Annotated in this window: 2 protein-coding genes; both read left to right on the plus strand. The window is 45.8% G+C overall.

The features are described 5' to 3' along the window. Positions 1-16: 16 nt before the first annotated feature. Complete coding sequence (locus tag MHI11_RS02035) at positions 17-10711, plus strand: non-ribosomal peptide synthetase (protein WP_340960301.1); 10695 nt, start codon at positions 17-19, stop codon at positions 10709-10711. Between the two features lie 44 nt (positions 10712-10755). Beyond that, positions 10756-14589 carry a non-ribosomal peptide synthetase gene (locus tag MHI11_RS02040; protein WP_340960302.1) on the plus strand — a complete coding sequence of 1278 codons (3834 nt, stop codon included), beginning with the start codon at positions 10756-10758 and terminating at the stop codon, positions 14587-14589. The last annotated feature ends 58 nt before the right edge of the window (positions 14590-14647 follow it).

A 14647-nucleotide genomic window follows, 5' to 3' on the forward strand; every position in this document is an offset into this window, starting at 1 on the left:
ACGAAGAGGTGGACATATGAGCAAGCAGAAGATTCAAAAGGTATATCCTTTAACACCCATGCAGGAGGGCATGCTTTATCATGCCATGCTAGACCCTAATTCCTCCTCTTATTTCACACAGCTTGAGCTTGGAATAAGCGGAGAGTTTGATCACGCTCTTTTTGAAAAAAGTCTCAATGAGCTCATACGGACATATGACATTCTCCGTACAGCCTTTGTTTATCAACAATTACAAAAGCCTCGTCAGGTTGTACTTGCTGAACGTCATCTCGATGTGTATCGAGAGGATCTATCTCATCTGAATCATCAAGAGCAGCAAATGGTATTGGATCAATATAAAAAACAAGTGAGAAAGCAAGGATTTCACTTAACAAATGATCTGTTATTGAAAGTCGCTGTTTTTCAACTAAATGAAACAAACTGGCATCTGATTTGGAGCAACCATCACATCATCATGGATGGCTGGTCCATGGGTGTTTTAATGAAAAAACTGTTTCATTACTATGAATCTTTTCGGAACGGTCGAACGCCGGATCGCTCACAGGGTAAGCCTTATGCAGATTATATCCAGTGGCTTGGAAAGCAAAACAAACAAGAAGCGGAAAGCTATTGGCAAAAGCGTCTAGATGGGGCGGTTCAGCATCAAGGGCTGCTAGAGCAAAAAGAAGCGAATGGACAATACGACCATCAGGAATGGACATTTACATGGGATGCTCAAACGGTACAAGCCATTCAAAATGTAGCAAGACAATGCCAAGTAACAGCCCCGAACCTGTTTCAGGCTGTCTGGTCTGTTCTTTTAGGCACCTATCATGCAGCTGATGATGTCACATTCGGCACCGTTGTATCGGGCAGACCTCCAAGTGTATCTGGAATTGAGCGCATGGCAGGGCTGTTTATCAATACGATACCCGTTCGAGTGACATTGGATCAGAAGCAGACGTTCAAACAGTTGTTTCAAAAGGTACAGCAGCATGCATTGGAAGCGGAAAACTATGATTTTATGCCGCTTTATGACATTCAGCAGAAAACAGCTGCTGGAGGGCAGCTCTTTGATCATTTGGTTGGGTTTGAGAATTATCCTTTAGATCAGGAGCTGTCTGGTGACACCATGTCTGCGCGTCTTGGTTTTTCCATTGATGTAAAGGACGGATTTGAACAAACGAATTTTGACCTAAATGTCCTTGTGTATCCCGGTGAAACGTGGACATTGAAAATCAAATACAACGCCATAGCTTTTGAAGAAAAGGTCATTGAAAACATATCGAAACATCTAACCAATCTCATGAAGCAAATCATCCATAACCCTGATGTACGCCTTCATGACGTGACATGTATCACGGAAGAAGAGAAGCAGCAGATCAAAGCGTGGAATCAGACGGAGCGAGATTATCCGAAGCATCTGTCTATTCCTGAGCTGCTCAAAGAACGTATGAAGGCGCAGCCTGACCATCTGGCATTAGTTGAAGGCGACCGAACATTCACGTACGAGGAGCTTGGACAAGAAATCCGTCGTTTGGCTGGCAGTCTTATTGAGAAAGGCGTACAGCCCGGGGATGCTGTGGCGGTGTATATGAACCGATCAGCTGATGCGGTGATCGCCATCTTAGCAGTTCTACACGCAGGGGCAGCTTATGTGCCGATTGATCCTTCGCAGCCTGAAGAAAGAATCCGATTTATGCTTGAGGACAGTGGCGCATCCATTTTGCTTCATGCTGACAGTCAGCCGCCAGTTGATGAACAGATCAAGGCTGTACATGTGACGAGTAAGCCTCATCACTCACACATAGATGTATCAGTCAGGACGTCTCCATCTCACTTGGCGTATATCATGTATACATCGGGATCAACTGGACAGCCCAAAGGGGTGCAAATTGAGCATCAGCACATTGTGAGATTGGCTTGTTCTCAGGAGAAATTAGGCTTGAATAAGTCGGATCGTATGGCGCATACAGGAGCGGTCAGCTTTGACGCCATTACCTTTGAAATCTTTACCACGCTGCTGGGTGGGGCGACGCTGTATCCTGTTGACCGCGATACTTTATTGGATATTCATCGATTTGAACAATTTATCCAAACACATCAGATCACGACGCTCTTTTTAACGACTGGATTATTTAATCAGCTCGCTCAGCAGCGGCCGCAAATGTTCAAAGGATTAACCACATTAATTACAGGCGGTGACGTGATCAATGTGAAGAGTGCGGAGCTTGTGAAACAGCATCATCCAGCACTTGTCTTGCTGAATGCCTATGGTCCAACAGAAAATACAACCATCTCGACCATTTACGAAGTAAGAGGAGATGAAACGGGTCCAATTCCAATTGGCCAGCCGATTAACCATTCGTCGGCTTATATTTTAGATGGTGATCAACGATTGCAGCCAATTGGAGCGCCAGGAGAGCTGTATGTTGGCGGGGATGGTGTCGCAAGAGGGTATCTCCATCGTCCAGATTTGACCAATCAAGTATTCATGGCAGATCCTTTTAAGCCGTCAGGCCGTTTGTATCGAACAGGGGATTTGGCACGGTATGGTGCAGATGGCCAGATCGAATTCCTCGGCCGGACAGATGATCAGGTGAAAATTCGAGGCTTCCGTATTGAGCTTGGTGAAATTGAATCAGTGCTTCAGCAAAACGTGGGCATAGAGGATGCGGTTGTGCTTGTCCATTCGTTTTCCACAGATGAGAAGGAAATCACCGCTTACTTCACAGGGACAATAACAGAAGAAGAAGTGCGAGATTTATTTAATCAAGAGCTCCCGGCTTATATGGTGCCGCACCATGTGATGAAGCTGGATGCTTTTACGCTCACATCGAACGGAAAGGTAGATCGAAAAGCTTTACCAAAGCCGGACGAAGCGCATCAGGAGAAAAAGGAAATCATTCCGCCTGAGACGGAGATAGAAAAGGCACTCGCTCAAATTTGGGAGGAGCTCCTTGGAAAAACGGTCGGAGTAGATGAACATTTCTTCATGGCTGGCGGGCACTCTCTCAAAGCGATGATGATGTCTGCGAAGATTCAAGAGTTGCTACAAAAGGAAGTGCCGATTCAAGTGATTTTTGAGAAGCCGACGATTCGTTCATTAGCGGCATATATCGATCAGGATGGTCAAGAAGAAATGGGGCATCCGATTTTACCAGCAGAGCAGGCGGATGAATATCCGGTATCACCAGCTCAGCGTCGTTTATACATTTTGCAGACACTCGAACCAGACAGCACGAATTATCATATTCCAATCGTCTTAATGCTTGAAGGAACACTCCAATATCAGCGGCTCAAATCAGCGTTCGATCAGTTGATCCAAACGCATGAAATTCTAAGAACGAGTTTTCATATAAATGGAGAAGACATTGTTCAAAGAGTGAATGATTGGACGTCATTTGATCTTCCCGTCCATGACATCAAGGAAGAAGAGGCGGAAGCATTTCTTTCTGAACGTCAGACACCATTTGATTTAACAGCTGCGCCTTTATTACGAGCTCAGCTATTGAAGGTCAGTGAAAACCGTCATCTTCTCGTCTTGGAAGCACATCATCTCATTACAGATGGCAGCTCCATGAAGACGTTCATACAAGATTTGGCGAAGGCCTATGATGGCGAAGCTCTTGCAGAAAGAGCCATTCATTATAAAGATTACGCTGTCTGGCAGTTAAGTGAAGAAGAGACGGAGAAACAGAAGGAGCATGAAGCCTATTGGCTGAAGCAATTCGAAGGAGACTTGCCAGTATTAGAGCTGCCAACGGATTATTCGCGTCCAGCGGAACGTGATTTTTCAGGAGAACGATTCATGTTTGGCTGTGATCAAGCGACGACTCAGCGGATTCATGACCTGCTTCAGAAAACAGATACGACCATGTACATGTTCTTGTTATCTGCTTTTCAGGTGCTACTTGCCACCTATAGCGGCCAAGAAGATATCATCGTTGGTTCCCCTGTTGCAGGACGGACACATCCTGATATACAGGACATGCCGGGGATGTTTATCAACACCGTTGCGATGCGCGGAAAACCAGAGCAAACAAAGACATTTTTACAGCTGCTTGAAGAAATAAAAGAAACGAGTGTTGATGCTTTTGCTCATCAAAGCTATCCGCTTGAAGAGTTAATTGCACGTCTTCCGTTAGATCGTGATACAACCCGAAGCCCGCTCTTTAGCGTGTCATTTAACATGCAGAACATGGAGGTTCCCGCGCTAAAGCTCGGTGACCTGCACATTTCGCCTTATGCCATACAGCATCACTCAGTCAAATTTGACTTGTCTCTAGAAGCATTCGAACGAGAAGGAGCATTAAAGCTGAGCTTTGACTATGCAGCGGCGTTATTTAAAGAAGAGACGGTCCGCAGATTCGGAACTCATCTTCTTGCGATTATTCATGAAGCGGTCCAACACCCGGAGGAACAGATCGGCTTGCTCCCTATTCTTGAACAGCATGAGCAAATAGAGCGGTTGGAGAAAAAAGACGAAGTGCAAACAAATCATCATGAGCCTTTCCACGTCCAACTTTCACGTCAGGCAAAGGAAACACCAGATGCCATTGCGGTGATGGATGATCAACGGAAGCTCACTTACCGCGAGCTGGAAGACATGTCAAATGCAATTGGCAGTGAACTGAAGATACGAGGCGTCGAGAAAGAAAAGACTGTAGCGCTGATTCTTGATCGCTCTGTCTATGTCATCGTTTCAATGCTTGGTGTGATGAAAGCAGGAGGTGCATTTGTGCCAATTGATCCGGCCTTTCCTGAGAAACGTATCAATTACACATTAGAAGATTCAGGTGCACAAGTGATCGTAACAAATGAGTCTCTTGCAGGGTCCTATCAACATCACAAGTCGATTCAGGTCGTGCAGGTTGAAAAAGCAGTACTACAAAGCCGCACGCTAGATTTGCCGGAAGCATCAGCCGATCAACTTGCGTATGTGATTTACACATCTGGGACAACAGGAAAACCGAAGGGTGTTCAGCTCACGCATCGTAATCTATCACACTACGTTAACTGGCTGACAAATGAGGTGACATTGCAAGAATGCGATCGGACGGCACTTCTTTCTTCTTATGCATACGATCTTGGTTACACAAGCATTTTCCCTGTCTTAAAGGCAGGAGGAACCCTGTATGTGCCTCGTGAAGATGTGTATACAGACCCGGTACGACTCATGCGTTTAATTGATGAACAAGAGCTGACTTATATCAAAATGACACCATCCTTATTTCATATGATGGCAGATTCGAAAGATCATGCATTTAACGCTTTACGCCTTGTCATACTTGGAGGAGAACCGATTGTCTCTGAAGACGTTGAGATATTTATGGAACAGCATCCATGTGTGGCTGTGATGAACCACTACGGCCCGACAGAGACAACCATTGGAACTGTGACCAAGCTGATCACAAAGCAAGAGCTAGGCGAATCGAAGGATCGCTCTGTGATCGGACAGCCAATTGCTCACACAAGAGCGCTCGCACTCAATCGTCAGCAGCGCCTCGTCCCGTATGGCGCACCTGGAGAGCTTTATATATCAGGGGAAGGCGTATCGAGAGGGTATTTGAATCAGCCTGAATTAACGGCAGAGCGTTTTCTAGAAAATCCGTATTTTCCTGAAGAGCGGATGTATCGTACAGGAGATTTGGTCAGACAGCATGCAAATGGAGAGATTGAGTTTCTTGGAAGAATAGATGATCAAGTGAAAATCCGCGGCTATCGTATTGAGAAGCAGGAAATTGAGCATGCCGCACGTGCACGATTATCCATTCAAGAGGTGTATGTCAAAGTACTTCATATGTCCCGTTTACCAGAGCTTGCACTTTATTACACGTCGCCTGAACCGATTGGAACACTGACGTTTAGAGAAAAGCTTGCGGAGACACTGCCGGATTATATGATCCCAACGTACTTTGTCAAAGTCGACCACATCCCGCTCACGCAAAACGGAAAGGTAGATGCGAAGTCTCTGCCGCTTCCGCACGAGGTGCATATGAATCGCGCGGTGCATGTAGCACCAAAAACGGCACTTGAGCAGACGCTTTGCGATATTTGGTCAGAAGTACTTGCGGTTGAACAAATAGGTGTGCATGATCACTTCTTTGAATTGGGAGGTCATTCCCTAAAAGGCATGGTGCTCATTTCAAAAATGCAAGCCAAGCTGAACAAGCATGTGCCGCTCAAAGTCCTTTTTGAAAAGCCAACGATACGCGCGATGGCAGCTTATTTAGAAGAAGTGGGTTCCTCGGACATGACATCCATTCAGCCGGCGGAGAAGCAAGATTTCTATCCTGTCTCTTCTGCTCAAAAGCGGATGTATGTGTTGCAGCAGCTGCATCCAGAAGCAGTGACTTACCATATGCCTGCCGTATTGATGATGGAAGGCATTCTAGATGTAAAGCAGCTAGAAGAAGTGCTGCAAGCCTTGATCGAACGACATGAATCATTGCGGACAGCCTTTGTAGAAATTGATGGCGTACCCGTTCAAAAAGTGTATCGCCGAGTGCCGTTTACGTTAGAGGTTGTTGAAGTAGAGAAAGGTCATGAGCAACCTGTTATAGACGCATTCATCACCCCATTCTCATTACATCAAGCACCATTAATGAGGGCAAAGGTGGCGAAGCTTTCTGAAGAAAAATATGTGTTCATGATGGATATGCACCATATCATCGCAGATGGTGTCACACGCAGTCTGCTCATTCAAGAATTGGCAGAGCTGTATGAGAAAAAGACGTTACCGCCAGTTCAGCTGCACTACAAGGATTATGCAGTATGGCAGCAGGAAGAAAAGCAGCAAGCGCTGCTCCAGAAACAGCGTCAGTATTGGCTGGAGCAATACGCAGAGCCACCTGAAGATTTGGCACTGCCACTTGATTTTCCGCGCCCTCATGTACAGTCATTTGAAGGAGACCGAGTCGATAGATGGTTATCTTCTGAAAAGGTGCAGACCATTAAAGCGCTCATGGCTGAAAAAGGTGTGAGCATGAACATGGTCATGCAAACGGCATTTGCTATTTTCCTTTCCAAATTAACTGGGCAGACAGATATCGTGATAGGCGCTGTCACAGCAGGACGTACACATGCTTCAATCGAACGGGTTCCAGGCATGTTTGTGAATACACTGGCTCTTCGACATGAAGTGCAGCTCGAGGAAACGACAGCACAATTACTTGAAAAAATGAAAGATCGAAGTCTATCAGCCTATGAACATCAAGAATTTCCGTTTGAGGAATTGGTGGCACAGTTAGATCTGCCGAAAGACACGAGCCGCAACCCATTGTTTAGTGTCATGCTGACAACGGATGACCGTGATATGACGTTACCGAATCTAAATGGACTCAAGCTTTCGCAAAAACAGCAAGAGACAGTTCATGCAAAATTTGATGTAACGCTCGGTGTATTCGAAGAAAAGGACCAAGTGGGCTTACGCTTTGAGTATGCAACAGCGCTGTTTAAAAATAAGACCATTCAGCGTTGGAGTCGATATTATGAACAAATTATAGACGAGATGCTGGTGAAGCTAAATGAACCAATTTCATCGCTTTCGATCTTAACAGAAGAGGAAAAACAAGAGCTGATCAATGAATGGTCAGGTCCTGTCCTAAACGTTCCGTCAGATCAAACCGTTCATGCACTGATTGAGGCTAAAGCATTTGAAGCACCGAAACAAAAAGCGGCGACCTTCTGCGGAACAAGCTGGACGTATGAGGAACTGAACAGCGGGGCGAATACAGTCGCTTCAAGACTCATTTCAAACGGCATAAAACGAGGAGATCGTGTCGGTATTCTGACTCGCCCATCGCTTGATATGGCGGCAGCCGTCCTTGGCGTCCTCAAGGCAGGTGCGGCATTCGTTCCAATTGATACGGATTATCCTGATCAGCGCATTGCTTATATGCTGGAAGACTGCGGGGCAGAGGTTCTTCTCATGCAAAAAGGACTGACTGCACCATCTTCATTCAGAGGTCATGTCCTGTTCATAGAAGATGCCGTAGAAGGTGAAGCTCACGATGTTCAGGTTCATGTCAAACCAACAGATCTCGCCTATATGATTTACACGTCTGGAACGACAGGACAGCCGAAAGGTGTCATGGTCGAGCACCAGTCTCTTGTGAATCTAGCGTTTTGGCACAATGATGCCTTCCAAGTGACCAATGCGGACCGAACCGCCAAATATGCCGGCTTTGGCTTTGACGCCTCTATTTGGGAAATGTTCCCGACATGGATTGCCGGTGCAGAGCTGCACATCATTGATGAAGCGATTCGTCTCGATATGATCAAGCTCAATGCGTATTTCAATGATGAAAATATCACCATTGCATTCCTGCCAACTCAGCTATGCGAGCAGTTTATGTCTATGGAGAACCATTCTCTGCGTTACTTATTGACAGGCGGAGACAAGCTGAAACAGGTGAAGCCTGTTCCGTATAAACTCGTTAATAACTACGGTCCGACAGAAAACACCGTCGTGGCGACAAGCGGGATCATCAATCCAGATCAAGGCACGCTTCCGATTGGAACAGCGATTGCCAATACTCGTTTTTACATTATGGGTTCGTTATATGACCTCTCGCCGCCAGGCGTACCGGGTGAGCTTGTGATCGCAGGAAAAGGACTGGCAAGAGGGTACTGGAATCTTCCGGAGGAAACAGAGAAAAGCTTTGTCCCAGATCCATTTTATCCAGATGAGCGCATGTACCTGACAGGTGATTTGGTGAAATGGACAGAGGATGGCGAGCTGATCTACCTCGGCAGAAAAGACCATCAGGTCAACATCCGTGGCTTCCGGATTGAGCTATCAGAAATTGAAGCTCAGCTTCTTGAACTGAATTCAGTCAAAGAAGCAGTTGTGACAACGGTGAAAGATACCAGCGAACAAGATGCGCTTGTCGCTTACGTCATCACAGCTGAAGAAACGGCCGACATGAAAGAAAGCTTAAAACGCACGTTGCCAGACTATATGGTCCCTTCATGGATCATCAAGCTAGACCACCTGCCGATGACGGCAAATGGAAAAGTCGATCTGAAAGCATTGCCAGCACCAAATATGGAAGCCAACAAAATGGCATACGAAGCGCCAAGAGACGAAGTCGAAACGCTTCTATGCGGCATTTGGGAAGATGTGCTTGGCGTCAGCCAAGTCGGCATTCACGACCATTTCTTTTTCCTTGGCGGAGACTCGATTAAAGGCATTCAAATGGCAAGCAGGCTCACACAAGCGGGCTGGAAGCTTGATATGAAACTACTATTCCAGTACCCAACGATTGCGGAGCTACGCCCATATATCGAAGAAGCTGATCAACTGACAGCTGACCAATCAACGGTTGAAGGGGAAGTCATGTTGACTCCAATTCAACGCTGGTTCTTTGAACGAACATTCACTGACCAGCATCATTGGAATCTCTCGATGATGCTTCATGCGCCAAATGGATTTGACCTTTTGATGACAGAACAAGTGATGCAGAAATTACTTTCACATCATGATGCACTGCGCATGGTATACAGGCAAGAGGATGGCAGCATCCTGCAATACAATCAGCGCGAGCTCACTGAACCAATTGCGGTTATTTCTCATGATGTCTCTAAAGAGCACGACGTGAAAAAAGCCATTTCCACCTATGCCAACGAGTATCAGCGTCAGCTGAACCTCGAAACAGGTCCATTGATGAAAGTGATCTGTTTCTGTGCAAAAGATGGCGATCACTTACTTATCGTGACACACCATCTTGTGATTGATGGTGTCTCATGCCGAATTTTACTAGAGGACTTTATGTCTCTTTATCAACAGGCAGTTCAAGGACAAACACTCGTCCTACCGCCTAAAACCCACTCCTTTAAAGAATGGGCAGAGGCGATCGAACGATACGCACAGTCCAAGCCGTTAAAAAGCCAAAGTGAGTACTGGAATGAGATTGACAGGACCCCAATCACCACTTTACCTGTTGATCATGAAGTAACGAAAAGAAAAGTTGCTCAAACAAAAGCAGTACAGATGCAGCTTTCAGAGTCTGAAACCGAGCATCTTTTGACCGACATTCATCTACCGTACACAACGGAAATGAACGATATTCTTCTATGTGCGCTCGGTCTTGCCATTCAGGAGTGGACAGGTGAGTCCCATGTACATGTGCAGCTTGAAGGTCATGGAAGAGAGGATATTTTATCAGGACTGGATGTCTCCCGCACGGTTGGATGGTTTACGAGTATGTATCCAGTCGTACTGAAAGCAAAGCCGGATCAGACCATAGCTGAGGAGATTAAAGGAACGAAAGAGATGCTGCGGCGTGTCCCGAATAAAGGGATTGGCTACGGGATTTTAAAATACCTCACAGCCACTGAATCGTCAGGAAAACATGTACAACCTGAAATCAGCTTGAACTATCTTGGGCAGATTGATCAGGAAGTGACGACAGAACTCTTTGGACCATCCGCCTATGATATGGGACGACAAGCAAGCCCTGATTCAGAAGCTGTCTATAAGCTGAACCTCAGTGGTCTTGTTCAACACAATCGATTCATGTTGTCTTGTTCATATTGCTCAGATGAATATGATGAACAGACGATACAGCGGTTCATGGCATTGCTAAAAGAAAAAATACAATCCATCATGACTCATTGTTTAGCGCAGCACGAACGAGAATTTACGCCAAGTGATTTCTCTGCTGGTGACCTTGATATGGATGAAATGGACGATATATTTGACATGCTTGAGGAGAAATTGACCTAACAACATGAGATCAGTCATAAAAACGGGAAGGGAGGATGAAATAGATGAGTTCATTTAAAAGGGATCAAGTTCAAGATATGTATTATCTGTCACCGATGCAAGAAGGCATGCTGTTTCATACCCTCCATCACCAAGAAAAGGGCTTTTATGTAGAGCAAATGGATATGAACGTAAAGGGCACACTGCGTCATGACTTACTTGAGAAAAGCATGAATGTCATCGTGGAGCGATACGATATTTTTCGTACCGTATTTCTCCACGAAAAAGTGAAGCGCCCTGTCCAAGTGGTACTGAAGAAACGTCCTTTTACGCTTGATGTGGTGGACATGCAGAATCTTTCTGAAGACGAACAGCTTGTACGTCTTGAGACATTTAAACAACAGGATCGCCTGAGAGGATTTGACCTTTCGAAGGATGCTCTCATGCGGGCAACTGTTTTCCAAACGGGCCCTGCCAGCTATCGCTGGATATGGAGCTATCATCATATCCTTCTTGATGGCTGGTGCTTTGGGCTTGTGGTGCAGGAGTTATTTGCGATTTATCATGCCCTTTTACATGACATCCCTTACAAGCTGGAACCGGTTAAACCGTACAAAGAATATATTCAATGGCTTGAAAAACAAGATAAACAAGCATCACTTCAATATTGGCAGCAATCATTAGCCGGATTTGATGGACAATCTACCTTTAAAGAACAGAGAAAGCAAACGAATGAACATGAATTAGGCGAATTGGAATGGTCGATGAGTAAGGCAGAAACGGCTGCTTTATCAGAGTTAGCGTTCCAGCAAAATGCGACGTTAAGCAGTGTGCTGCAATCGGTTTGGTCAATTCTGCTGAGCAGGTATCAGCGTTCAAATGATGTGCTGTTTGGCACGGTTGTGTCGGGGCGTCCGGCAGATTTGGCTGGTGTTGACAGAATGGTTGGCTTGTTCATCAATGTCATCCCAAGAAGAATTCAGCTGACAGATGACATGACATTCCGTTCTCTTCTGTCAGAAACGCAGCAGCAGTCTCTTGCGGCTGAGCCGCATCAATATATTCCGATTTATGATATTCAGGCAAAGACAGGTCATCAGCCACTCATTGATCATATTGTCGTGTTTGAAAATGTCCCAGCCGCAAAGAAGGACGAGCAAGAGGCGCGGTTAGGATTTACTGTGGAAAACATGAATGTGTATGAAAAATCGAACTATGATCTCAATTTGCTGGCATCACCAGGAGAACAATTGCAATTGAAGCTGGCCTTTAACAAAAAAGCATTTGATCCTCAATTTGTTCAACGGTTAAAGGAGCAGCTGAGTCTATTGATGAGCGAGGCGATCAAGCATCCTGATCAATCGGTTCATACATTTACACTTGTCACGAAACAGGAAAAGCAGCTGATTCTTGAGGAATGGAATGCGCCCGAGCTTGAGCATGACCAGCTATATTTGTCGAAATGGTTTGAGCATAATGTCCGCAAACAGCCGAATGCGGTCGCATTATCAGCAGGTGAGCACACGATGACATATGCGGAGCTGAATGAACAAGCTAACCGATTGGCAAGACATTTGCAAAAAAATGGGGTCACGCATCAAACGGTCATCGCCATTTTAGCCGGCCGCACGCCTGAACTAATTGTCAGCCTGCTGGCTGTCTTAAAAGCAGGTGCAATCTATGTGCCAAGTGATCCCGATTATCCAGAAAGCCGCATTCAATACATGCTTAAAGACAGCGGGGCAACGCATCTACTGACTCACTCATCCTTTATCGGTCAAGTGAAGGGACTTGCGTTTGATGGAAAGTATCTGTTTGCAGATGATCAAGAAATTTCACTGATGAGCTCAGAGAATCTGCCGCTTGAAGCAGGTTTACACGATACGGCTTACATCATGTATACGTCTGGTACAACAGGTCAGCCAAAAGGCATCATGACGACCCATTCGAATATTGCCCGGGTGGTCAAAAATACAAACTACTTAACCATTTCAGAAACAGATACACTGCTGTCATTATCCAACAGCGTATTTGATGGCTTTACATTTGATGTGTATGGCGCACTTTTAAACGGAGCGAAGCTTGTCTTGCCGAAAAAAGAGACCATTTTAAACATGGGCGAGCTGACGGGATTGATTAAAAGGGAAAACATTTCTGTCATGTTTGTTCCAACGGCATTATTTAATCTCCTTGTTGATGAAGAAACCGACTGGATGCGCAGTGTGCGCAAGGTGCTATTCGGCGGAGAGCGGGCATCGGTACAGCATGTGAGGAAAGCTTTTGCTGTCATGGGGAAAGGCAGACTCATCAATGTCTATGGCCCAACCGAATCAACAGTATTCGCCACTTATTATCCAGTCGATGAGGCTCTGCCGATGGAAGCCCGTTCGATTCCAATCGGAAAGCCGCTCAACCAGACGGGTGCTTATATATTGAGTCAGCACAGGCAGCTTCAGCCGATTGGAATGGTCGGAGAGCTTTGTCTGAGCGGCAAAGGGCTTGCGAAGGGGTATTTGAATCGTCCTGATCTGACAAAACAAGCCTTTATCGCGCATCCATTCGCTGCGGGAGAAAGGCTGTATCGTACAGGAGACTTGGCTTATTTTCGAACGGACGGTTTGATTGAGTATGCAGGCAGAGTGGATGATCAGGTGAAAATTCGCGGTCACCGAATTGAGCTGACAGAAATTGAAGCCCACCTTCTCATGCATCCAGGTGTAAAACAAGTGGCCCTTATAGCTGATCAGCATAACACGCAGCATACAAGGCTGCTCGCCTATATGACGTGTGAGGAGGAGTGGAAGGATAAACTGGATGTGATCAAATCAGGGCTGAAGGAAAAACTTCCGGCTTACATGCAGCCTCATGAGCTGATCAGACTTGAGAAAATGCCACTTACGCCAAATGGAAAGGTTGATAAACGTCAGCTGCCAAAGCCAGAGGTGCCTCAAGGAAACCGTCATGTGAAGCTTCCGGTAAATGAGGTAGAACAAAAGTTACTTGTGATGTGGCGGGAAGTGCTTGAACGAGAAGATATCAGCACAGATGACCATTTCTTTGAGCTTGGCGGACATTCATTAAAAGCGATGTCGCTTTTATCCAAGATGTCGAAGGAATTCGATGTTCAGATGCCTATTCACTTGCTGTTTGAGACGCCTACCATTGAAGCAATCAGCCGTTATATTCAACAGCAGGATCAGGAAGCCGCCGGCTATCTTGTATTCAATGAATCTCAAACGCCAACAGTCTTTGCTCTACCGCCATTACCAGGCTATGGCTTTATCTATCAGGAAGCCGCAAAAACGCTCGATGGTGTTCGTTTGATCGCCTTTGACTTTATTGAAGCTGATCACCGAATCACGCAATACGTTCAGCATATCGAGCACCTTCAGCCTGAAGGGCCGCTGACTTTGATGGGTTACTCTGGCGGGTGCTACCTAGCCTTTGAGCTTGTTCAATCGCTCGAACAAGCAGGGCGTACCGTCGAAAAAGTCATCATGATCGATTCCTATAAGAAAATAGGAGAAAGTGATTTAGAAGGACGATCCATTGATGACGATATCGCAGCGATCGTCCATCAGTCGAAGCAAAGTGAACTTGCCCAAGCGGAGCTCATTCAAGACGCGCTTGCTCAAAAAACGAGGGCTTACTATGAAACTTTTGTTAAGGGGGTGAACCAAGGAGAGATACAAGCAGACATTGACTTTATCCAATCCGAAGAGCACATTGCGATACCAGAATGGATGGAACATTGGGAAGCTGCGACGACCGGCGCTTATCGACAATATCAAGGCTATGGTCAGCACGCTGACATGTTCAAAAACAAAGAATGTGCCGCCCGAAATGCACAGCTAATTAAAGAAATAGTCCATCATAAAAATAAAGAAATAGTCTTGTAAACTTTAGATGAGGCAGGGGTGCACACTGGCAGCCCTGCCTGACAAAAAAGGGAAGGAA

Origin of the sequence: Bacillus sp. FSL K6-3312, assembly GCF_038007485.1 — a bacterium.
In the GTDB taxonomy this organism is placed as follows: domain Bacteria; phylum Bacillota; class Bacilli; order Bacillales; family Bacillaceae; genus Bacillus; species Bacillus pumilus.